This window comes from Gymnodinialimonas sp. (genome assembly GCF_059726805.1).
In genome coordinates, this window is sequence record NZ_AP041059.1 from 2,774,731 (window position 1) to 2,796,049 (window position 21,319).

General features: G+C 64.1%; 20 protein-coding genes and 1 tRNA gene. 4 read left to right on the forward strand and 17 right to left on the reverse strand.

The window, feature by feature from the left end; translation table 11 throughout:
• Positions 1 to 65 precede the first annotated feature (65 nt).
• From AC6I9R_RS13475 to AC6I9R_RS13530, 12 genes are all read right to left on the reverse strand, one after another.
• A complete protein-coding gene (locus AC6I9R_RS13475) occupies positions 66 to 992 on the reverse strand; it encodes a metal ABC transporter permease (RefSeq protein ID WP_461426080.1) in 927 nt (308 codons plus the stop codon).
• A 3-nt stretch (positions 993 to 995) separates the two neighbouring features.
• Positions 996 to 2,192 carry a metal ABC transporter permease gene (locus AC6I9R_RS13480; protein WP_461426081.1) on the reverse strand — a complete coding sequence of 399 codons (1,197 nt, stop codon included), beginning with the start codon at positions 2,190 to 2,192 and terminating at the stop codon, positions 996 to 998.
• On the reverse strand, positions 2,192 to 2,986 hold the full coding sequence (locus AC6I9R_RS13485; RefSeq protein WP_461426082.1) for a metal ABC transporter ATP-binding protein: 795 nt from the start codon (positions 2,984 to 2,986) through the stop codon (positions 2,192 to 2,194). The genes AC6I9R_RS13480 and AC6I9R_RS13485 overlap by 1 nt, the downstream gene beginning before the upstream one ends.
• Positions 2,983 to 3,933 carry a metal ABC transporter solute-binding protein, Zn/Mn family gene (locus tag AC6I9R_RS13490; RefSeq protein WP_461426083.1) on the reverse strand — a complete coding sequence of 317 codons (951 nt, stop codon included), beginning with the start codon at positions 3,931 to 3,933 and terminating at the stop codon, positions 2,983 to 2,985. The genes AC6I9R_RS13485 and AC6I9R_RS13490 overlap by 4 nt, the downstream gene beginning before the upstream one ends.
• 98 nt (positions 3,934 to 4,031) lie before the next feature.
• On the reverse strand, positions 4,032 to 5,354 hold the full coding sequence (gene glyA / locus AC6I9R_RS13495; protein ID WP_461426084.1) for a serine hydroxymethyltransferase: 1,323 nt from the start codon (positions 5,352 to 5,354) through the stop codon (positions 4,032 to 4,034).
• 108 nt (positions 5,355 to 5,462) lie between these two features.
• Entirely contained in the window at positions 5,463 to 6,512 is a 1,050-nt protein-coding gene (gene ugpC / locus AC6I9R_RS13500; protein WP_461426085.1) for a sn-glycerol-3-phosphate ABC transporter ATP-binding protein UgpC, read from the reverse strand.
• A gap of 42 nt (positions 6,513 to 6,554) precedes the next feature.
• Positions 6,555 to 7,460 carry an ABC transporter permease subunit gene (locus tag AC6I9R_RS13505; RefSeq protein ID WP_461426086.1) on the reverse strand — a complete coding sequence of 302 codons (906 nt, stop codon included), beginning with the start codon at positions 7,458 to 7,460 and terminating at the stop codon, positions 6,555 to 6,557.
• A gap of 12 nt (positions 7,461 to 7,472) precedes the next feature.
• The gene (locus AC6I9R_RS13510; RefSeq protein ID WP_461426087.1) at positions 7,473 to 8,354 is read right to left on the reverse strand and encodes an ABC transporter permease subunit; all 882 of its coding nucleotides are present in this window, start codon (positions 8,352 to 8,354) and stop codon (positions 7,473 to 7,475) included.
• Positions 8,355 to 8,445: 91 nt separating this feature from the next.
• Entirely contained in the window at positions 8,446 to 9,747 is a 1,302-nt protein-coding gene (locus AC6I9R_RS13515; protein WP_461426088.1) for an extracellular solute-binding protein, read from the reverse strand.
• A gap of 289 nt (positions 9,748 to 10,036) precedes the next feature.
• A complete protein-coding gene (locus tag AC6I9R_RS13520) occupies positions 10,037 to 10,408 on the reverse strand; it encodes a methylglyoxal synthase (protein ID WP_461426089.1) in 372 nt (123 codons plus the stop codon).
• A gap of 42 nt (positions 10,409 to 10,450) precedes the next feature.
• Entirely contained in the window at positions 10,451 to 10,969 is a 519-nt protein-coding gene (locus AC6I9R_RS13525) for a hypothetical protein (RefSeq protein WP_461426090.1), read from the reverse strand.
• Positions 10,966 to 12,219: a hypothetical protein gene (locus AC6I9R_RS13530; RefSeq protein ID WP_461426091.1), complete on the reverse strand. Its 1,254-nt coding sequence runs from the start codon at positions 12,217 to 12,219 to the stop codon at positions 10,966 to 10,968. The genes AC6I9R_RS13525 and AC6I9R_RS13530 overlap by 4 nt, the downstream gene beginning before the upstream one ends.
• Positions 12,220 to 12,282: 63 nt before the next feature.
• Here AC6I9R_RS13530 and AC6I9R_RS13535 point away from each other — a divergent pair, with 63 nt between their 5' ends.
• A complete protein-coding gene (locus AC6I9R_RS13535; protein ID WP_461426092.1) occupies positions 12,283 to 12,957 on the forward strand; it encodes a GntR family transcriptional regulator in 675 nt (224 codons plus the stop codon).
• Here AC6I9R_RS13535 and AC6I9R_RS13540 read toward each other — a convergent pair.
• The gene (locus AC6I9R_RS13540) at positions 12,954 to 13,715 is read right to left on the reverse strand and encodes a DeoR/GlpR family DNA-binding transcription regulator (RefSeq protein WP_461426621.1); all 762 of its coding nucleotides are present in this window, start codon (positions 13,713 to 13,715) and stop codon (positions 12,954 to 12,956) included. The two genes, AC6I9R_RS13535 and AC6I9R_RS13540, sit on opposite strands and share 4 nt — an antisense overlap.
• A gap of 195 nt (positions 13,716 to 13,910) precedes the next feature.
• On the opposite strand from AC6I9R_RS13540, the gene AC6I9R_RS13545 reads away from it, so the two are divergent.
• The 3 genes from AC6I9R_RS13545 to AC6I9R_RS13555 all read left to right on the forward strand — a co-directional run bounded on the left by AC6I9R_RS13545 (position 13,911) and on the right by AC6I9R_RS13555 (position 16,846).
• Entirely contained in the window at positions 13,911 to 14,669 is a 759-nt protein-coding gene (locus AC6I9R_RS13545; RefSeq protein ID WP_461426093.1) for an IclR family transcriptional regulator, read from the forward strand.
• A 66-nt stretch (positions 14,670 to 14,735) separates the two neighbouring features.
• Positions 14,736 to 16,142, forward strand: a complete 1,407-nt coding sequence (locus tag AC6I9R_RS13550; protein ID WP_461426094.1) for a selenium-binding protein SBP56-related protein — start codon at positions 14,736 to 14,738, stop codon at positions 16,140 to 16,142.
• Positions 16,143 to 16,171: 29 nt separating this feature from the next.
• Positions 16,172 to 16,846 (forward strand): hypothetical protein, encoded by a 675-nt coding sequence (locus tag AC6I9R_RS13555; protein WP_461426622.1) that lies wholly within the window; start codon positions 16,172 to 16,174, stop codon positions 16,844 to 16,846.
• 114 nt (positions 16,847 to 16,960) lie between these two features.
• Here the strand turns inward: AC6I9R_RS13555 and AC6I9R_RS13560 are convergent.
• The 4 genes from AC6I9R_RS13560 to AC6I9R_RS13575 form a co-directional block, all read right to left on the reverse strand.
• Positions 16,961 to 17,050: transfer RNA gene (locus tag AC6I9R_RS13560), tRNA-Ser, on the reverse strand.
• Positions 17,051 to 17,162: 112 nt separating this feature from the next.
• Entirely contained in the window at positions 17,163 to 17,885 is a 723-nt protein-coding gene (locus AC6I9R_RS13565; RefSeq protein ID WP_461426095.1) for an alanyl-tRNA editing protein, read from the reverse strand.
• Complete coding sequence (locus tag AC6I9R_RS13570) at positions 17,882 to 20,245, reverse strand: DUF3772 domain-containing protein (protein WP_461426096.1); 2,364 nt, start codon at positions 20,243 to 20,245, stop codon at positions 17,882 to 17,884. The genes AC6I9R_RS13565 and AC6I9R_RS13570 overlap by 4 nt, the downstream gene beginning before the upstream one ends.
• Positions 20,242 to 21,270, reverse strand: coding sequence for a cysteine synthase A (locus AC6I9R_RS13575; RefSeq protein ID WP_461426097.1), 1,029 nt, complete (start codon positions 21,268 to 21,270; stop codon positions 20,242 to 20,244). Before AC6I9R_RS13575 ends, AC6I9R_RS13570 begins: the two co-directional genes overlap by 4 nt.
• Between the last annotated feature and the right edge of the window lie 49 nt (positions 21,271 to 21,319).

Here is a 21,319-nt window from a genome sequence, read left to right on the forward strand (position 1 = left end):
CCAAATACAACTCAATCCAACGCCCGCCCCGCGCGCAACCGCAAAAAAGGGGGCACACAGAGAGATCAGCCGCCTGCCGCCACGCCAATGCGGCCCCGGGCGGGACCAAAGAGGCAGGCGAGCCCGAGGATCACGCCCGAAAAAACGGCCACCATCCCGGCGGCCGAAACCGAGCTCTCTGCGCCGATCCAAAGCGGCCCGTAGCCCGCCAGCACATAGCCCAGGATGGCGGAAAGCACCGCGAAAACAAGGCTCCACAGCACTTGGGCGCCAAGACGGTTGGTCATCAGCCGGGCGCTCGCGGGCGGGCAGATGAACATCGCGATCACGATGATGGAGCCCACCGCATCGAACGCCGCGACGGCGGCGGCGGCGGCGGATGTCACGAGGCCCAGACCGATGAGGGTGACCGGCAGGCCGAGGGCGCGGGCGAAGCCTTCATCGAACGACGCGAGCTTCAGGGGCCGCCAGAACACCGCCGTCAACACCCCAATGATCGCCGCGACAATCGCCATGCGCGGCAGCTCCGGCGGAAGGTGGGAAAGCGCCACGGGATCGACAAGCGATCCCCAACCCTCAGCTCGCAGCCAGATCAACTGCTCTAGATTGCCCATCAGCGCGTGCTCGACATCAAGGTGGACAGACGAGGTATCCGATTGCTCCAGCAGCAGCACGCCGCCTGCAAAAAGCGAAGTGAAGACCACGCCCATCGCCGCACCGGGTTCGATCTTTCCAAGGCGGCGCACCGCCTCGATCAGAACCACAGCGACAAGCGCCGCGCCCGCCGCCCCCAAAAGCATCGGCCAGGTCGAGACGGCGCCGGTGATCAGGAACGCCACCACGATGCCGGGCAATACGACATGGCTGATCGCATCGCCGATCAGCGCTTGGCGGCGCAGGATCAGGAAGTTGCCTGGCAACGCGCAGGCCATGGCCGCGAAGACCCCGATCAGGATCGGCGTGAGGGAAAACTGAACGAATTCTGCCCCCATTTTTCAGCCCCTCGCAACCGCGGCATCGAAGTGCGCGATCTCATCGGCGGTGAAGACATCCTCGATCGGCGTGAGCCCGTCGTAGCGGCCCGTCAGGGCGGTATCGAGGTGCTGCCTGCGGGCGATGGACCAGCGCCGTTCGTCCTGTGAAATCTTGGCGCCTGCCGCCCGGCCCGCGTCGGTAGCGACGCCGTCGGCGCGCATAAGCCCCTCACGGCGCAGGATTTTCAGGGTTAACGGGTCATGGATCGGCTCCGCCCGGCTCAGGGCCAGAAGGCCTTGGCGGCGGTGGACGCGGGTTTGAAAGGCTCGGCGCGACAGGAGTGAGGCGAGCACCCCGCGCGCGGGCGCAAACAGGAGCGACAGTGCAAAGAGCGCCGCCGAGATCAGCACGATGATCGGCCCTGTCGGCAGCGCGGGCGCCGAGGCTGAGAGGGCCGCGCCGACGTAGCCCGACACGGCGCCAATCACGCCCGCCGCCCAGACCACCGCCTCTGCCCGTTCCGACCAAAACCGCGCCGTTACCGGCGGGATGATCAGGAGTGCCACGATCAGGATCAGGCCCACAAGCTTCAGGCCGATGACCGTGACCGCGAGGACCAGGCCCATCATCGCCAGATCCACGCGACGCACGTCCACGCCCCTTGCCGCTGCGAAACCCGGATCAAAAGCAACCATCGTCATCGGACGGCGCAGCAGCCAGATCAACGCAACGACCGCCGCGCCACCGGCGGCGATCAGGACCGCGTCCTGGAACAGCATTCCGGCGGTTGAGCCCAAAAGGAACCCCTCCAACCCCGCTTGGCGTCCCTGGCTCATGGATTGGATAATGGTCAACAAAACAATGCCGAGGCCGAAGAAAACCGACAGCACGGCACCGATCGCCGCGTCCTCGGACAACCGCGTGCGGCGCACCATCCATTCGACGGCCAGAAGCCCGAGCCAGGCCGAGATGGCCGACCCGATGAGCAGGCCCGGCAGGCTGCGGCCATCGCCCCCCAGCGCGACCATCGCGATGAAGGCAAGGCCCACACCCGGCAGCGTCGCATGGGCCACGGCGTCGGAGACCAGCGCGCGTTTGCGCAGGAACAGGAAGCTGCCCCCGGCGCCTGCCGCAAAGCCCAGAAGGGCTGCGCCGATGGCGACGAGCGCCGCGTTGTAGCCCGCTTGCAGGAACAGTGCTTGCAGGAATGCTGACATCAAGCCCCCGCCAGTGCCAGGCTGTCGATCTGCACCGCGCCGAGGCGGCCGCCATAGGTCTCGGTCAAGGTCTGGGCGGTGAAGGCGCGGGCCACGGGACCCTCGGCAATGCGGCGCAGATTGATCAGCAAAACGTGGTCGAAATAGGCCGTGACGGTCGACAGGTCATGGTGCACGGCGACAACGCTGCGGCCCTCGGCGCGCAGGGATTTCAGCACATCGATGATCGCGGCCTCCGTGGCGGCGTCGACGCCCGCGAAAGGCTCATCAAGCAGGAACAGATCGGCCTCTTGCGCGAGGGCGCGGGCGAGGAAGACGCGCTGTTGCTGGCCGCCGGACAGTTGCCCGATCTGGCGGTCGGCGAAATCGGCCATGCCGACACGGTCCAGACAGGCGCGGGCACGGGCCTTGTGGGCCCCGCTGATGCGCTTCCACAGGCCCAATTGCCCGTACAAACCCATCAGGACCACATCGATGGCGGTGGTGGGGAAATCCCAATCGACCGACGCGCGTTGGGGCACGTAGGCGATGCGATCCCGGGCGCGGTTGACCTCACGGCCGAACACCGTGACCTCGCCGGAAACCCTTGGAATCAAACCCAAAGCGGCCTTGAGGAAGGTGGATTTTCCGGCTCCGTTCGGCCCCACAATGGCCGACATTGCGCCTGCCGGGAACGTGGCATCCAGCGAAAACAGCGCCGGTTTTTCGCCGTAGGACACGGTCAAACCCCGCACAGCCAAGGGGCTGGCGGGGTCGAGGTCTGAGGGCGTCGGCACCACTTTCAGGTCAGTCATTCAAGCAGCCCTTGCATTCCACCCTCCGGTGCCTCGCCACCCAGGGCGCGGGCGATGGTGGTGACGTTGTGGTCAATCATGCCGATCCAGGTGCCGGTATAAGTGCCGTCGGGCCCCATCGCGTCGGAGAAAAGCTCGCCGCCGATGATGACCTCATGGCCGCGCGCGGCGGCGCCTTCGATCAGCGCGCGGATGTTGCGATCCGAAACGGAGGACTCGACGAAGACCGCGCCGATCTCTCGTGTGACCAGCATATCGACAAGCTCTCCAATCCGCTGCAGACCGGCCTCAGACTCCGTCGAAATTCCTTGGATACCAATGACTTCAAAGCCGTAGGCCGCGCCAAAGTAATTGAACGCATCATGGGCCGTGAGCAGGACCCGAGAGGCCTCGGGAACCGTGGCCAGCACCTCTTGCGAATACGCGGCGAGGGCATCGATTTCAGCGGAGTAGTCCGCAAGGCCCGCCGTGAGCACCGGTGCTGCGTCCGGCTGCACCTCCTCGATCGCGAAGGCCACATGGGTCACCACATCAACCCAGATTTCCGGGTCCATCCAGACGTGGGGGTCGAACCGGCCCTCGTAATCCTCGGACCCCAGCAGGCGCTCTGGGTCGAGGGCTTCGGCGACGGGCACGACCGTGTTGGTCTCGGCCAGTTCCAACAGGAACTCTTCCATCTGCGCTTCGAGGTAAAGGCTGTGCCACAGGACCAGGTCGGCGCGGGCCGTGGCCACGATGTCAGAGCGGGTCTGGCGATAGGCGTGCGGGTCCACCCCTGCCCCCATAAGCGATTGAACTTCAACGAGATCTCCGCCCACCTGGCGGGCGGCGTCGGCGATCATGCCGGTGGTGGTGACAATGGTGATCGGCTCCTGCGCCTGCACCGGCGCGGCCAGCGACACGGCGAGGGAAGCGGGCAGGAGGAAGGTCGAAAGCGTACGTATCATGCCAGGTAGACTCCGGGTTTGTGATGCCGTCGCTTGTGTATATGCGACTTAGTCGCAATTAAGCAAGTCACTTGCGAGTGATTTGCAAAAACAACCCTTCAGGTGATGTAGTGCAGATCCTTGAACCGTCGCCGAAAGCGTTGGGTATCGCTCCGGACGCTCCGAATATCGTCACTGCGCAGCGCCCGCGCGATGAGGCTGCCAAGGGTGGCGATATCATCGGGGTTTTGGCCCACGCCGAACCGCACAATCTCGGGCGTGCCAAAGCGTATCGCGTTCATATCATTGGGAATTTCCGGTGCTGGAATGCCGATGCCGCAGGTCAGAAACCCGGCCTTGAAGAGGTGCTTGGCGGCCACCTGCCCGCCGCCGAATTCATGGGCGGGCACGGCAAAGGCGTGCGAGGTGGTGGGGCCTTGCTCTGTCTCGAACACCGGGATGCCGTCGTCTTTCAGCGCCTCTGCCAAGGCCGCCGCCGTGCGCACCATCTCGGCCGCATAGGCCGCGCCGTGGTCGCGCCAATCCAGAAGGCTGCGGGCAAGGGCGGCGGATTTGGCAGCGTCGAAATTCGCGGTCATGCCCGGAAAAGCGATGGAATCCAGGCGCTTGGCGATATCCACATCGTTGGTGACGATCAAGCCGCCCGCAGGTCCGCCCAGGGATTTATAGGTGCTCATCGTCATCAGATGCGCGCCTTCGGCCAGCGGATCAGGCCAGACACCGCCCGCGAAAAGGCCGCATTGGTGGGCGGCGTCCATCAGGACCTTGGCCCCGACGCTATCGGCAATCGCGCGCACCTCGGCCACCGGATGCGGCATCAGGTTGAGAGAGCCGCCCAAGGTGATCAACGCCGGGCGTTCTTTTTCGGCCAGTTCGGCGAGGCCAGGTATATCAATGGTATAACAATCCGCGTTGATCGGAGCCTCCACAATCCGCAGACCGAACAGCCCCGCGCAGCCCGCGTCGTGGTGGGTGACGTGGCCACCGATGCTGGCGGGCGGCACGATGATCGTGTCCCCGGCTTTGCAGGTGGCGATGAAGGCATAGAGGTTGGCCATCGCCCCGGAGGCCACGCGGATTTCGGCATAATCGGCATGGAAGATCTCGCCTGCCATTTGCGCGGCGATTACTTCGACCACTTCCAGCGCCTCCAGCCCCATCTCGTATTTGTCGCCGGGATAGCCGAGCGAGGCGCGCGTGCTCATCCCGTTGGACAGAAGCGCCTCTGCGGCGGGGTTCATGACATTGGTCGCGGGGTTGAGGTTGAAGCACTCTTGCTCATGGATGCGGCGGTTTATCTCGCCAAGGGCCGCGATGCGCTTCGACACGTCGGAGCTTTTTGAGGAACGCGTCCGCATGGCGATGGCTTGCACCCGCTCTTCACAGGCTTCCGGCACCCAATCTCGTTTCGCTAGCCACATTGCCACGCTCCTTTCCGTTGCTGACGCAATGGAAAGGGCACGCGTACGGGCGATGCAACGCCTTTCTGGCGGCAAGGCGCGGGGGGCAGGAGAAATGACGGGCGTGGGTTAGAGCCTGCGCCCTTTGTCCGCGTCGAACAGATGCACCGCGCCGGGTTTGACGGACAGCTGCATGGTGCCCAGGCCCGCTTCCTTATCCTTGGGCACGGCGACGGAAAACGCCTGGCCCGCCACGTGGCCATGGAGCAGACGCTGCGCGCCCAACTCTTCGATGATGTCCACGTCAAACGCCAGATCGCCTGCGGGATCGGGCCAGCAATCCTCGGGCCTTATGCCGACCTGGATCGCGCCATCGTGCCCCTCGGCGCGCGCCTGGGGGACGTCGACACCGCCTTCGAGCGTGACCGCGCCGCCCTTGGCCACGCCGCGCAGAAGGTTCATCGGCGGGGCGCCCATGAAGGAGGCGACGAAGGTGGAGGCGGGGTGTTCATAGATCTCGTTTGGCGTCCCGATCTGCTCGATCGTGCCGTTGTTAAGCACGATGATCCGGTCGGCCATGGTCATGGCCTCGACCTGATCGTGGGTCACATACATGGCCGTCGTGCCGAGGCGGCGCTGCAACGCGCGGATCTCGATCCGCATCTGGTTGCGCAGTTTGGCGTCGAGGTTGGACAGCGGCTCATCAAACAGGAACAGGTCCGGGTCGCGCACAATCGCGCGGCCCATGGCGACGCGCTGACGCTGGCCGCCCGACAGCTGCGAGGGGCGACGGTCCAGAAACTCGTTGAGGTGCAGCATCTCCGAGGCTTCGCGCACCTTGGCGGCAATTGCAGCCTTGTCCATGCCTCGGTTCTTCAACCCGTAGCCCATGTTCTGGGCGACGGACATATGCGGATAAAGAGCGTAGTTCTGAAACACCATGGCGATGTTACGGTCTGCCGGGTCGATGTCGTTGACGACGCGGTCGCCGATCTCCAACTCCCCTTCGGTGATCTCTTCGAGGCCCGCGACCATGCGCAGAAGGGTGGACTTGCCGCAGCCCGACGGGCCGACGAGCACGGTCAATTCGCCGTCGGGGATGGTGAAAGAGGACGGCTCCAACGCTTCGGCCCCGTTGGGGTAGACCTTGCGGACAGCGTTCAGGGTAACTTGTGCCATGTTCTATGGTTCTTTCTCAGATTTGCCCGCCATTTAAGGCGCTTATTTATCGGACTCGGTCAGGCCCTTGACGAACCAGTTCTGGAAGAAGACGACGATCAGGACCGGCGGCGTCATGGCGATGATCGCGAGCGCTGCCGCCTGGCCATAATCCGGCGTCTCGGACCCGTCGGCGTAGGATTGGATGATCTGGCGGATGCCGCGCACCAGCGTGAACAGGCTCTCGTCCGTGGTGATCAGCGTGGGCCAGAGGTATTGGTTCCAGCCGAAGACGAACATGATGATGAACATCGCGGCGATCATGGTGCGCGAGAGCGGCACGAGGATGTCGATGAAGAACTTCACCGGGCCCGCGCCGTCGATACGGGCGGCCTCGATCAGCTCTTCAGGGACCGAGCGGAAGTATTGCCGGAAGAAGAACGTCGCCGTGGCCGAGGCGATCAGCGGCACGATCAAACCGGTGTAGGTGTTGCCCAGGCCCATCCAGGTTATGACCTCATAGGAGGGCAGAATGCGCACCTCCAGCGGCAGAAGCAGCGTGGTGAAGATCATCCAGAAGGCCAGCGTAGCGAATTTCAGGCGGAAGTAGACGATGGCGTAGGCGGCCATCATGCCGACGATGATCTTGCCGATAGCAAAGCCCAGGCCCAGGATCAGCGAGTTCACAAGCATCGTCACGCCGTTCACCGCATCGGTGAAGCCACCGTATTCAAAGAGTGCGGCGTTGTAATTGGTGCCAAAGTCCGAGCCGAAGCCGAACTGCATCCCCTCGCGGTGAACAGTGATCGCGTCCCAGCTGGAGGTCGCGAAAACCATCCAGACCGGCACCAGCATCAGAAGCGCGCCCGCGATCAGGATCGCGTGGTCGCCCACCAAATTCCACTTGATGCGCTTGGCGGGGCGGGTTGGCGACCTGGTCGCCACGGATGTCTGGGTGATGTCAGCCATGTCCCTGCCCCCTCACGTGTAATGAATGCGCCGTTCCAGGAAGCGGAACTGCACGATTGTTAATATGAGCACGAGGATCATCAGGACGACCGATTGCGCCGAGGAGCCGCCAAGATCGCCGCCCCGGAAGCCGTCAACGAAGACCCGATAGACGAGTGTCATCGGGTTATTGCCCGGCTCGCCCTTCACGATGGTGTCGATGATGCCGAAGGTATCGAACAGCGAGTAGGTGATGTTGATGATCAGCAGGAAGAAGCCCGTGGGCGCGAGGAGCGGGAAGGTGATGTCCCAGAACCGCCGGGTGCCGGAGCGGTTGTCGATCATCGCCGCCTCCCGCACCGATTGCGGGATGGCTTGCAGGCCCGAGAGAAAGAAGATGAAATTGACGGGGATCTGTTTCCAGATCGAGACAGAGATCATCGCCGCCGCCGTGTCCCAATAGTTCACGCCCAAGCGGTACTCGATCCCCATCATGCCCAGAAGCTGGGTGATGTTGCCGCGCGATTGGTCAAACAGCATGACGCCGATCAGGCCCGCGACGGGTGGCGCGATGGCATAGACCCACATCAGAAGCGTGCGGTAGGTCCGTGCGCCGCGGATCACCTTGTCGGCCTTCACGGCCAGCAAGAGGGCGATGGCGAGCGCGAAGAAGGTGACGAGCGCGGTGAAGATGAGGGTGAACCAGGCGGCGTCCATGTAGTTGGAGGAACTTGCCAGCCGGGTGTAATTGTCCAGCCCCACATAGGTGGAGGAAAAGCCGAAGGGGTCTTCGAGATAGAGGGAGGATTGGATCGCGTAGCCCGCGGGCCAGTAGAAGAAGATCGCGATGATGGCGAGCTGCGGCAGCAGCAGCAGGATCGGAAAACTGATATGCCCGAATGCGGCGCGTTTCACTTGGCACATCCCCCTGAGATGTCATTTGGTCGTGTTTTGATTGGCAACTGGCCGAGCGTTTGCCCGGCCAGTGCGTTGATATCAGGTGCGTTTAGCCCTGGGTCTGGGCGAAGCGGGCCAAAAGCTCGTTGGCTTCGGTTTCGATGATCTCGAAGGCTTCGTCGACGGAGGTTTCACCGGTCAGGATGCGGCCATACTCGCGGTTCATCACGTCGCGGATCTGGACGTAGAAGCCCATGCGGTAGCCACGCGTGAACTCACCCGAGGGCAGCTGCAGCTGCTGAACACCCACTTCGGCGGCGGGGAATTCCTCGTAGTGGCCCTGCTCGGCCGCGGCCTCATAGGCGGCGGTGGTGATCGGAACGTAACCCGTTGCGACGTGCCAGAAGACCTGGTTGTCGGTGGAGGCGAGGTAGTCGAAGAACGCGGCGGTGGCCTCATTTTCGGCGTCGTCAAAGCCGGACATCGCGAACAGGGCCGCGCCGCCGATGAAGGTCTGCGTGGGCTCTGTCGTCACGGCTTCCCAGTAGGGCAGCATGGCGGCGGAGAAGTTGAATTCCACGCGGTCGGCGATACCCCCGAAGGAGCCGGAAGACCCCAGCCACATGGCGACTTCGCCGGCCTCAAACGGGGTCTGGTTGTCGCCCCAGCCGGTGCCGTACCACTCGAAGTAGCCCGCTTCCTGCCATTCCACCAGCGCCTCGAAATGCGCGCGGATGGCGGGGTGGTTCACCATGATCTCGGTGTCAACGCCGGTATAGCCGTTGTCGTTGGAGGCGAACTGCAGGTTGTGGCGCGAGAAGAAGTTCTCGGTGAAGATCCACGGCAGGTGGCTTTGCGCCAGCGGGATGTAGCCCGCTTCCAGCAGCGCGGGCGCTGTGGTTTCGGCAAACTCTTCCCAGGTGGCGGGGGCTTCAACACCTGCGGCCTCGAGGGCATCGGCGTTGTAATACATGATCGGCGTGGACGAGTTGAACGGCATCCCGATCATCTGGCCATCGGCGTCGGCATAGAAGTTGCGCACGCCCGAGATGTAATCCTCGATGTCGAAGTCCACGCCGTTGTCGGCCAGCAGCTGCTCCACCGGCACGGTCGCGCCCTGGGCGCCGATCACGGTGGCGGCACCGGCGTCGAAGACCTGCACGATGTTAGGCTGCTCGCCCGCGCGGAAGGCGGCGATGGCAGAGGTCAGCGTTTCCTCATAGGTGCCTTTGAAGACGGGCGTCAGCACGTAGTCGGTCTGGCTGGCGTTGAAGTTCTCGGCCATCTCGTTGACGGTTTCGCCCAATTGGCCGCCCATGGCGTGCCAGAATTCGATCTCGGTCTGGGCGGATGCGGCGCCGGCCATCAGGCCGAGTGCAAGGCCAAGGCCGACTGTGTTCTTGAGGTTCATATGATCTCTCCCTTCGTGGCGCGGCCCCATTTGGGCCGCAAGGATGCGCATTGCTCCCCCCCGGTCTGACGGGGCGGCTTGATCTCATTGCCGGGTCACGAAAAGACGCGTCCCCCCGGATCATCGCGCGAGAGGTAGCCTACACGCGAACGGAGAGAGTGCAAACGATTACGGAGCCGATTACTGCCCCGCATATCCCCTGCCCCCCGGCACGCTCCAGCTATTGTGAGTCGATGACGGACGTATGACGATTGCGCCGGGCGGTGTCACAGCCCTGTCACAAAGGCCCTCAGGCCGCGGGCAGAGAGGCGATCACGGCGCTGGCGGTTTCCTCATTCACCGCCAACAGCGTGTCGTACAAAATCGCCAGCCGGATCAGGGATTTCACATCGACATCGTGGGGCATGGCCGAGAGCGGGTCGATGAAGAACACCAGGACCGGCAGTTTCCCCTCGGCGATCATCGCCCCAAGCTGCGCGTCGCCCCCCAAGGGCCCGGATTTCAGCGGCGTCACGTTCAGCGACGTCTCGGCCTGCAACCGCCCGCCCGTTGTGCCTGTGGCAAAAAGCCTGTGGCCCTCAAGGTCTGCCTCATGGGCCTTGGCCCAGGCCACAAGCGCATCTTTCTTCTGATCGTGGGCCACGAGGGCAATGGTGGTCATGGGTCTCTCCGCTATGGCTGAGGATGCCATAGCCGAAGGCGCCTAAGGCGTACAGGTCCCGCGCGGCGCGCTGACCACGCCGGGCAGCGTCCACATGGTGTCGGGGGTGTGGACCTGAAAGCTTTGGCGCTGGTCGAACTGCGCCCAATCCTCAGACGTGGCGGGCAGCTCGAAGTCCTGCAGCGCGCCGCGTTCGGCGTAGAAGGTGATCAGCATGGGATCCTCATAATCCGTTACGCCGCCCAGATCGCCGCTGACATCCACCATATCGAACGAGATGTAATCGGCCCAATGGGGCGCGCGGACGACATGGATGAACCCCAGCCGCGCGGTCAGAGAGGTGTCATCGGGCCCGGTGATCAGGGCGGTGCCCTCTGTGCGGTAGGCCCGCGCCTCGGACCCCATGCGCATCTGCTCGGTCACAGTATAGGTGATCTCCGCCGTGAGCGGCGCATCTTGCGCAAGCGTGCCATGGGCCGCGCCGGTCTGGATCTCGACCGTTAAGGTGCAGGTGGCATGGGCGGGCGCGGCCAGCAGCAGCGCCAGGGCGGTCGCTTTCATTGCGGGATCCTTCTGAGGATGAACGTGGCGTCTGCGAATGTTCCGGCGGCGGTGGTCGCCCCGGCGTGGCAGCCGATGCAGGTGCCATCGCGATCGGTCTGGATGTAGGTTTCCAGCGTGGTGTTCGACAGGAAGCGCGGCAGCTCTCCATGCTCGATATAGGGCGAGGCGTTTGCCCCGCGCCATTGGGTGGAGATGAGCATGTAGTTGGCCAGCGGCGTGCCCTGCAAAAGGCCCTGCCAGCGGGCGTTTGTGGCCTGCGTCGGCGCGAAGATGTCCCAACAGCGCACGACCCGGGTGGGCGGCGCGGGGCCTGTTTCGGTCACGGCGTGGGGCGGCGCGGGGGACCACAGCACAGGCCCCGGGGGCGTGTTGGCGGGGCCTTGGCCGGTGTTGAGAAGGTAGGTTTGGAGCGCATCATGGGGCGCGACACAGCCCTCTGGGAACAAGTCATTGCCGTAGATCGCGTTGATGTCGCGCGCGTCCGCCGCGACGGGGGCGTTGTTGCGATGCTCAAACGTCGCCCAGATCCATTCATCCCCGTTGCCGCTATCGACCTTGGTGACGATATGCATCCCAACGAGGCCTAGGGGGACCTCGATACAGAGCGGCGTGCCGGTGATGCTGTCTTCAGGCGCCACGACGATCAGGCCGCGCGCGGTGATGTAATCGTCTGAAGGGGCATCCAGGATTTGCCAGGCGGTCTTCAGCGTGACCGAGGCGGGCACGGCGGCGCTTTCCCCCCGGGGGAAGTCGACGTCGGTCCTCCGCTGGCCCTCGATCGTCAGCAGCCCGCTCTCGGTGATGTAGCGGGCGGCGGTGGGGTTCATCCGCGTCTCGTAGACGATGAAATTACCTGCCCGGTCGATCAACGCGTGGCCGTCGGATTGGCGAAAATCGGTGATGATCACCTCGGCCTGCGTTGCTGCCGCGCCACATTGGGCGGCACTGTCGATGCCAAGGACGTCATCGCGGCGCGGGAAGTCCCGCCAGGTCACCTGCGCCCCCTGCCCCACGCCGTCCCAGTTCAACGCCACGAAAGCCTGCCAACCGTGACGGTCAAAGGGCCGCTGTGCCGCGCCTGAGATCACCATATACTCAAAAAACTCAGAGAATTCAGGCACGTCATGGGGGAAATCGGCGCAGAGCCTGTTATGGGGGGCGACGTGGCACAAGGGGTCCGCGTCCTGGGCAAAGGCGCTTTCCGGAAGGGAGCAAAGGGTAAGAGCCAGAAGCATTCGGATACACATACCCATAATTGGATACAATTAGGGGGATATGTCAACAAAGGCCCCAGTGCTATGGTCTGCGACATGAAGCCCACCACGCCCCTTGGCCGGTCCGTCGCCGATCTTGCCCCGCTGTCGCTGCCCAAGGGGCGCGTCGCGGATCTTGTGCAGGATCTGCGCGCGCAGATCGTCTCGGGTGCCATCGCGCCGGGGGAAACCTTGGTGCAGGAAGATCTGGCCGAGCGGTTTGGCGTCAGTCGGATGCCCGTGCGCGAGGCGATCAAGCATCTGCAAATGCTGGGGTTTGTCACGGTCGAGGCCAACAAGCGGGCCCGCGTGGCGGAAGTCAGCCGCGCCGATTTCCTGGAGATCTACGACATGCGCGAGGCGGCAGAGGCGCTCGCCCTGACCTCTGCCATGGCGCACCTCAGCAACGCCCACATCGCAGCGGCGGAGGCGGTCCAGGACCGGATCGAGGGCGTGGACCCCTTGGGGTTTGGGGTGTTAAACATGGAATTCCACATGATCCTCTACCGCCCCTCCGGCCGCGCGCGGCTGCTGTCCCATGTGGAGATGCTCTACAACGCCACCGATCGCTACGTCTCGATGCTCAAGGCCGGGCCCGATCTGCGCGACAAATCCAACGCCGAGCATCGCGAGCTTCTGACCCATTGCCTGGCGCGCGACACCGACGCGGCGGAGGCCTGCATCCGCCGCCACATCACCGACGCGCGGGACGCTTTGGTGCAGTTCTTCTAGGCGCCAAGGTGGACGTCCACGCCCCATTCCGCACATTTGGCGGCCAGGTCCGGCTGCAACGCGCGGTCTGTGAAGAAGCCGTCGATCTGCGCCAATGAACAGATTCGCGCGGGCGCACTACGCTCGAACTTCGAATGATCCGCCACCAGGAACGTCTTGCGCGACCGTGCGACGATGGCCTGGCTGACGCCCACTTCCTGCACGTCGAAATCCAGCACTTCGCCGTCCTGATCCAGCGCCGAGCAGCCGATGACGGCGTAGTCGAACTTGAACTTGTTGATCGTATCGACAGCCAGTGACCCGATCAGCCCGTTATCGGCACGCCGCAGGGTGCCGCCGGTCACGAAAATCTCGACCCCCGGGCTTTGGGACAGGATGTGCGCGACGTTGAGGTTGTTGGTGACGACCAGCAGGTTCTCATGCTGGGTCAACCGCTCGGCCACGGCCTCGGTGCTGGTGCCGATGTTGAGGAAGATGGAACAGGCGTCGGGAATGGCGGCGGCGCAGGCGCGCGCGATCTGGTCCTTGGCTTCGGTCTGGAGCGCGCGGCGGTCCTCGTAGGCGAAGTTGCGGCTGCCAAAGGCCGGCATCGCGCCGCCGTGTACGCGTTTGAGAAGCCCCGCCTGATCCAGCTCGGACAGGTCGCGGCGGATGGTTTGCAGCGTCACGGAGAAATGCTCGGCCAGCCCGTCGACGGTCACCTTGCCGTCGCGCGCGGCGATGTCGAGTATCTCGGCCTGCCTGAACCCCTGTGGCACGGATGTCTTGCCCCCACCGTCCGGCCCCCGCCGGGGCGCGTCCCAAATAACGTTGCACATCAGGTCCCTATCACGAAGGGCGCGGTGCGGCAAAGACACCGCCCCCGCCCCCTGCCCCAGAATTTTCTTGATTTTGCGCGGGACTCACTCTCAGCTACCGAGACGCCTTCTCGGAATGTGAGAGCCACCGCCACGATGCACCTAGAGCGCCTTGTCCATCTGCTTGAAATCATTGCCGTCGTGGGACGGCCTGTTTCGGTGGCAGAGGTGCAGACGGCCAGCGGATTGCCCAAACCCACCTGTTATCGCCTGGTGCAGTCGCTTGTGGATCAGGGCTTGATCGAGGACCCCCACGACGACGGGCGATATGTCATCGGCGAGCGGATGATCCGCATCGCGCTTCTGGGCAAGTCGGACGTGGACGTCCGCCGGGTCTCGGCGCCGCTGCTGAAAGGCGCCGCAAACTCTTATAACGAAACGGTTTTCCTGTCGCGCTTCCGCGACAGCAAGGTCGAGATCATCCATGTGGAAACGCCCGAGGATCCGGGCCGCGCCTTCATCCACCCCGGGTTGGGAGAGCGCCCGCTGCACGCGTGTTCCTGCTCCAAGGCCATCGCCGCTTTCGCCGAGGAAAGCTTTCAGGAGGCGATCATGGACGGCACCCTGCGCGCCTTCACCGAACACACAAAGACAACCCGCGCGGCCTTGATCGCGGAGTTTCAATCGATCCGCCAAGCGGGTTTCGCCGATTGCGATCAGGAGATTGACGTCGGCATTTCCAGCGTCGCGGCACCGGTGACCATCGGCAACATCGGCGCGACGTTCAGCGTTGGCGCGGTGGGCCCGGTGCGGCGCTTCGGGGCCGAATACAGACAGAACATTGGCCGCCAGCTGATCCAGCTTGCCACACAGATCAGCGGCGCCATCCAGCTATGCAACGTCGCCGAGGTCTAGGGAGGCCAAGGCGGTGATGTGAATGACCTCGCGGGAGGCGGGGTAACCAGTAAGGGAGGAAAGACCATGAACAAACCGATGAAACCGGATCCCACGTTTCACGCATCTGCCAAGCTGGCGATGGAGGCACCGCCGGAGAACTTCGCCTTTACGGTGATGTTGGGTAAGGATTCCAGCCAGCATGACGGCATCGCGGTGATTGACCTGCGCCCGGGCTCGGACACCTACGGCGAGATCGTGCGCACAGTCATGACCGAGACGACGGGCGATGAGTTCCACCACTTCGGCTGGAACGCCTGTTCCTCGTCCCTGTCGCCGATGTCGGGCCACGCGTTTCTGGAACGCCGCTACCTGATCGTGCCGGGCATCCGCTCCAGCCGCATCTTCATCTTCGACGTGAAGGACCCGCTGGAGGCGAAGATCCACAAGATCATCGAGCCCGAAGAGCTTTTCGCCAAGACCGGCTATTCCCGCCCCCACACGATCCATTGCGGGCCTGAAGGCATCTACGTCAGCACCCTGGGCGGCGGCGGCGAGGACGGGACCGATGGCCCCCCCGGCATCTTCATCATGGATTGCGAGACCTTCGAGATCATCGGCCAATACGAGATGGACCGCGGCCCCCAGGACAAGCACTACGATTTCTGGTGGAACCTGCCCCAGGACTACATGGTGTCCTCTGAATGGGGCCTGCCGCCGCAGTTCGAAAACGGCGTCGTGCCCGAGGATCTTCTGTCCAACAAATACGGCCACTCGATCCACTTTTGGGACCTGCGCGCGCGCAAGAACATCCAGACGATTGATCTGGGCGAGAATTACCAGATGGCGCTGGAGATCCGGCCCGCCCATGACCCCACCAAGTCCTACGGCTTCTGCGGTGTCGTGGTCGACACCACCAACCTGCAAGGCGCAATCTTCACCTGGTGGCGCGACGAGGATGGCAAGTGGCAGGCCAAGAAGACCATCACGATTGATCCTCGCCCCGAGGACCCGGAAAACCTGCCGGACCTGCTGAAGGGTTTTGCCGCCGTGCCGCCACTGGTCACCGACATCGACCTGAGCATGGACGACAAGTACCTGTACGTGGCCTGCTGGGGCCTGGGGGAGATGCATCAATACGACGTCTCGGACCCGATGAACCCGGTCCTCAACGGCAAGGTCCAGCTTGGCGGCATCGCCACCGAGCATAAGCACCCCAACGGGAAGGAATTCCTTTACGGTCCGCAGATGGTCGAGATCAGCCGCGATGGCAAACGGGTCTATTGGACCAACTCGCTCTATTCCACCTGGGACGATCAGTTCTACCCGCACCACGAAGGCGGGCAGATGGTGATGGCGAATGTGGGCGAAGACGGCAGCTTTGCGCTCGACCCGGATTTCTACATCAACTTCCCCGAGAACATGCGCTCGCACCAGATCCGGCTGGAGGGGGGCGATTGTTCCACCGACAGCTTCTGCTATCCGTCCGTTTAATGGGTGGGGTCTAGACTCGCATGGAAGATATGAGCTTGGCGGCCCTTTGGTGGGCCGTCATTTTCTCGGGCGTCTACCATGGCGTGAACCCCGGCATGGGCTGGCCCCTGGCCGTGTCAGCGGCGCTGTTCGAGCGTAAGCCATCGGCCATGGCCAAGGCGCTGGCGATGCTGGCGACCGGGCACTTTCTGGCGATGATCGTGATCCTGCTGCCGTTCTCGATGCTGTTTTTCCTTTTGGATTACGACCGAGAGATCCGCGTGGGCGCAGGCGCTTTGGTGATCGCGATGGGCATCTACCTGGTGATCAACCAACGCCATCCCCGCATCCTGGCGCGCGTGCATCCGGCGAAACTGGGCCTGTGGTCCTTCCTGGCCGCCACCGCCCACGGCGCGGGGCTAATGCTGGTGCCGATCTACCTTGGGATTTGTGGGCTCTTGGAGCCGGGAGAGAGCGTCTCCAGCGCCGGTCACGCCGCAGCGCAAACGCTGATGAACACTAACATCGTCATGGCCTTCGCCGTCGCCGCCGCCCACACGCTCGCCATGACCGCCGCAGGCGCGGCCCTGGCAGTGTTCGTCTACCTTTGGTTCGGCCTGAAATTCATCTCAAAAAGCTGGTTCAACCTGGACCTGGTCTGGGCATTGAGCCTGATCCTCGTGGGCGCCTTCGGCATCTACTCGGCCTACGCCGGGCACGGCTGAGTGCAAGGTGCCAAACGGGCGGCGGCGCAACCCCGCGCTAAAGTAGCCCGAAGGGCGGTAGCGCAATCCGCGCTCAAGTAGCCCGAAGGGCGGTAGCGCAATAAAATGAGTTAATGGCGGACAGACAGGGATTCGAACCCTGGAGACGGTCTCCCGCCTACACACTTTCCAGGCGTGCGCCTTCGACCACTCGGCCACCTGTCCGTGGGGGTGCGTTTAAATGCAACGGGGCCTGTTTTGCAAGAGGCCCCGGACAAAAACGGAGAGAAAGGGGCAGAAAGTTCGGCGTCGTCCCGCCGCCGCATCAGGGCGTGCCTCAGGGGGCAAACTCGATGGTCACGCGGCGGTTTTGCTTGCCCTTGTTCTCGACCTTGGTGATGGCCAGCTTGCCGATCTCTCCGGTGCGCGCGACGTGGGTGCCGCCGCAGGGTTGCAGGTCCACCTGGTCCTTTTCATCGCCGATCCGCACGAGGCGGATCTTGCCCGCGCCGCGCGGGGGTTGGACGGACAGGGTCTTCACCAGCGTCGGGTTGGCGTCCAGCTCCTCCTCCGAGATCCACTGTACGCTGACCGGCAGATCGCGCGTCACCAGCGCGTTCAACTGCCCTTCCAGGATCTTCTTGTCCTCGGGCGGGTGCGGCATGTGGAAATCGAGGCGGCCCTTATCGGCGGCAATCGCGCCGCCGGTCACGGGCAGCGGGATCACCACCGACAACAGATGCAGCGCGGTGTGGATGCGCATGTGGCCGAGGCGGCGGTCCCAGTCGAGGCGCTGCGCGACCTCGGCGCCCACGGGCGGCAGGGCGGCAGGCTCTGCCGGGACCAGAACGATGGCGCCCTCCTGCCCCTTCACCGCCGTGGCGATGGGAATGCGCGTGCCGTCCCAGATCAACGTGCCGCTGTCACCGGGCTGCCCACCGCCGCGCGCATAGAAGATCGTGCGATCCAGGATCACGCCGCCCTCCTCCGATTGGCCGATCACGCGGGCGGGCGCAGAGGTGCGGTAAGGATCCTCCAGAAACAGGGTCTCGGTCGTCATTCTTGGGTATCCTTTGCGGGGATTGGCTGCGGCCCCGGCTGCGGAAGAGCCTCGGGGTTGCGCAGCCAGATGTCGCGCTGTGCGAAGGGGATCTCGATGCCTTCCTTCACGAAGGTCTCGGAAATGCGGTGATAAAGCTCGGTCTGGACGGTCACGAAAAGGTTGATGTCGCGCAGGATCACCCGAACCCGGAAATCGAGGCTGTCCGCGCCAAAGCCCAGGAAATCAACGCCCGGCGCGGGGAACGTGGCGACATCGGGGTGGCCCTCGGCGATCTCCATCAACAGGTCCGACACGCGGCGCGTGTCGGTGCCGTAGGCTACGCCCACGGTCAGCACGACCCGGCCCACGGTGTTGCCGCGGGTCCAGTTGGTGACGGTGCCGCTGATGAAATCAGCATTGGGCACGATGACGTCGGTCTTGTCGAAGGTCTCGATCGTGGTGGAGCGGACGGAGATGTCTTTCACGATCCCCATATTGCCCGCGACCTCGATCCAATCGCCTTCGCTGATGGGCCGCTCGATCAACAAGATGATGCCCGAGACGAAATTCGAGACCACGTTCTGCAGGCCAAAGCCGATGCCCACCGACAGGGCGCCGACGACAAACCCAAGCGCGGTCAGATCGATGCCAGCGCTGGTCACGGCGATCACGCAAGCCAGCGCGATGCCGACATAGCCCACCCCGGCCGTCACGGCATTGCGGGCGCCGACGTCAAGCTTGGTGCGCGGTAAAACAGTCGACTTCAGCGCGCCCTGCAACAGGCGCGTGACCAGAAGGCCCGCCGCGAAGACCAGGATCACCGCCAGAACGACGCCGGGGGTGATGCGCGTGTCGCCGACCGTAAAGCCCTCGATCACGCGGGTGTAGAACTCTCCCAACCGTTCCGCGCGCACCCCCCAGCCTAGGGCCACAAGGGGCGCTGCGGCCAAGAGCAGGACGAAGTTGACGAGGACCGGCAAAAGCGCCTCGGACGCGGCCTCGGGCGTGGCGCGGAAGATGACGGCGTAGAGGTCACGCACGACGGCCTGCAAGACCTGCAAAACACCCAGCACGAAGAGGGTGATCGCCGTGGGCACCATAAGCGCCTCGGCTGCATTGAGGTAGCCGATGGCGGCCAGGACCGGGCCGACGATGGCCACCAGCGACAGGGCGCGCCCCATCAGGTTCATCACGCCAAGGGCGAAGATCGAGACCTCGCGGTCAATCAACTCGCTTCGGATACGCTGCATCAGACTGGCGTAACGCCAATACATCCAGGCCAGGCCCAGGTAGGCCGGAAGCACCAGGACGCCCCGCGCGGCGGGCGGCACGATGTCGAGGGCGGCGACGACCTCCATCGCGTTGGCGAGCCCCGTGAACACGCCGATGAACAGGATCGTGCGGCGCACGGGCCGGCGCAGCGACATCCGCGTGTCAAAGGCGGCGGCGCGCTCTTCATGGTTGGGGAACAACCGGCCCGCCAGCCAAAGGGCCGCGTAAATCGCCAGGATCAAGCTGAGCGCGGCATCGGCCAGGCTTTGACCATCCTCTGTCAGCAGGCGCGAGACTTCGAGCGCGCCGACCACCAGGACAAAACCCGCCACCGGCAGCAGAAGCTGCCCCAGCGAGACGACAAACCCCAACGCCACCCTGCCCCGGCGCCGATCTGTGTCGAGGAACCGATCCCCAAGGCGCGCGACCAGGGGACGGCCGCGCAGGATCAGGGCGATGCCGATCAGAAACAGCCCCAGGATCACCGGTGCGCGGTCGACGATTTCCGTGCGAACCTCCGGATCCTGCAAGCGCGCACTGGTTTCCACCCGTTGCTCGCCCGTCAGGTCGACCAGCGCGGAAAGGGCCGTGGCCCAGTTGACCGGGTTGGCAGGCGTCGGCTCCAGCTCCAGCAATTCCTGGGTCTGACGTTCCACCACAATCGCATCGATCTCGGAAATCAATCCGTTGGCGCGGTTGAACGCTTCATTGGCGCGCACGCTGGGGGCCTGGGCTTCTGCGAGGGTTTGGGTCAGGGCGCTGCGGCGATTGGCGATCGCGTCAGGCTCGGTCTCGCCTTCAGCGGGTGCGGGGCCCAACGCCTCAATCTGGCTTTGGATGGTGGCGATGCGTTCGGCGTTGCTGGTGTCTTCGGCCAGAAAACGCGCGCGCCACAGCACCAGATCCGCCCGTCGCGACTCCAGAAGGGATGTGGATGCGCGGCCCGCGGCGACCAGCGCCTCGGTCGAGGTGGCCACGCGTTCCCAGACCTCATAGTCCAGCTCTTCCGTCGGTGCCATCGACTGCGCATGCCCAGGGCCTGGCACCGCAACAAGCGGCGCCAGTGCCAGAAACAGCGTCAGGAGTAGGCGAAAAAGCGCGGTCATTCTTCGGCGAAAACCGCAGGCACATCGCGGCCCGGCCCGTCCATCCAGGGCGGCACAGGCAGGCCCTTCCCACGCAGAAACTCAGGATTGAACAGCTTGGACTGATAACGCGTGCCGTAGTCGCACAGGATCGTCACGATGGTATGGCCCGGCCCCATTTCCTTTGCCATACGGATCGCGCCCGCCACGTTGATGCCGGAAGATCCGCCCAGACACAGACCCTCATCGGCGAGGATGTCATAGACAATCGGCAGCGCCTCGGCATCGGGGATCTTGTAGCAGGCGTCTGGCGTAAAGCCTTCGAGGTTGGCGGTGATGCGCCCCTGCCCGATGCCTTCGGTGATGGAATTCCCGCCCGCCTCTTGCCCGGTATAAAGCTTGTAAAGGCCCGAGCCTTCCGGGTCCGACAGCGCCACTTTGACGCCCTTGGGCTGCAGTGCCGCGCCGACGCCCGCCAACGTCCCGCCAGAGCCCACGGCGCAGGTGAAGCCGTTCACGCGACCTTCGGTCTGCTCCCAAATCTCTGGCCCGGTCATGTCGATATGGGCCTGACGGTTGGCGACATTGTCAAACTGGTTGGCCCAGATCGCACCGTTGGGATCGGACTGCGCCAGACGCTCGGCCAGACGGCCCGAGTATTTCACGTAGTTGTTGGGGTTCGAATAGGGCACCGCGGGCACTTCGATCAGCTCTGCGCCTGCGATGCGGATCATGTCCTTCTTTTCCTGGCTCTGGGTGTCGGGGATCACGATCACCGTCTTGAACCCCAGCGACGCGCCGACCAGCGCCAGGCCGATGCCAGTGTTGCCAGCCGTGCCTTCCACAATCGTGCCGCCGGGGCGCAGCTGGCCGCTTTCGACGGCAGCGCGGATGATGAACAGCGCCGCGCGGTCCTTGACCGACTGGCCGGGGTTCAGGAACTCGGCCTTACCAAGGATCTCACACCCCGTCGCCTCGGACGCGGCACGCAGGCGGATCAGGGGCGTGTTGCCGATGGCAGAGGCAAGGTCGGAATGGATCGTCATGGGCCAAGGGTCCTTCTTGAATGGTTCCGCATGGATAGGCCCGACGGGG

Coding starts and splice junctions, on each gene's coding strand:
- AC6I9R_RS13475 (WP_461426080.1), bottom strand. CDS start 992: ATGGGGGCAGAATTCGTTCAGTTTTCCCTCACGCCGATCCTGATCGGG.
- AC6I9R_RS13480 (WP_461426081.1), bottom strand. CDS start 2,192: ATGTCAGCATTCCTGCAAGCACTGTTCCTGCAAGCGGGCTACAACGCG.
- AC6I9R_RS13485 (WP_461426082.1), bottom strand. CDS start 2,986: ATGACTGACCTGAAAGTGGTGCCGACGCCCTCAGACCTCGACCCCGCC.
- AC6I9R_RS13490 (WP_461426083.1), bottom strand. CDS start 3,933: ATGATACGTACGCTTTCGACCTTCCTCCTGCCCGCTTCCCTCGCCGTG.
- glyA (WP_461426084.1), bottom strand. CDS start 5,354: ATGTGGCTAGCGAAACGAGATTGGGTGCCGGAAGCCTGTGAAGAGCGG.
- ugpC (WP_461426085.1), bottom strand. CDS start 6,512: ATGGCACAAGTTACCCTGAACGCTGTCCGCAAGGTCTACCCCAACGGG.
- AC6I9R_RS13505 (WP_461426086.1), bottom strand. CDS start 7,460: ATGGCTGACATCACCCAGACATCCGTGGCGACCAGGTCGCCAACCCGC.
- AC6I9R_RS13515 (WP_461426088.1), bottom strand. CDS start 9,747: ATGAACCTCAAGAACACAGTCGGCCTTGGCCTTGCACTCGGCCTGATG.
- AC6I9R_RS13520 (WP_461426089.1), bottom strand. CDS start 10,408: ATGACCACCATTGCCCTCGTGGCCCACGATCAGAAGAAAGATGCGCTT.
- AC6I9R_RS13525 (WP_461426090.1), bottom strand. CDS start 10,969: ATGAAAGCGACCGCCCTGGCGCTGCTGCTGGCCGCGCCCGCCCATGCC.
- AC6I9R_RS13530 (WP_461426091.1), bottom strand. CDS start 12,219: ATGTGTATCCGAATGCTTCTGGCTCTTACCCTTTGCTCCCTTCCGGAA.
- AC6I9R_RS13535 (WP_461426092.1), top strand. CDS start 12,283: ATGAAGCCCACCACGCCCCTTGGCCGGTCCGTCGCCGATCTTGCCCCG.
- AC6I9R_RS13545 (WP_461426093.1), top strand. CDS start 13,911: ATGCACCTAGAGCGCCTTGTCCATCTGCTTGAAATCATTGCCGTCGTG.
- AC6I9R_RS13550 (WP_461426094.1), top strand. CDS start 14,736: ATGAACAAACCGATGAAACCGGATCCCACGTTTCACGCATCTGCCAAG.
- AC6I9R_RS13555 (WP_461426622.1), top strand. CDS start 16,172: ATGAGCTTGGCGGCCCTTTGGTGGGCCGTCATTTTCTCGGGCGTCTAC.
- AC6I9R_RS13565 (WP_461426095.1), bottom strand. CDS start 17,885: ATGACGACCGAGACCCTGTTTCTGGAGGATCCTTACCGCACCTCTGCG.
- AC6I9R_RS13570 (WP_461426096.1), bottom strand. CDS start 20,245: ATGACCGCGCTTTTTCGCCTACTCCTGACGCTGTTTCTGGCACTGGCG.
- AC6I9R_RS13575 (WP_461426097.1), bottom strand. CDS start 21,270: ATGACGATCCATTCCGACCTTGCCTCTGCCATCGGCAACACGCCCCTG.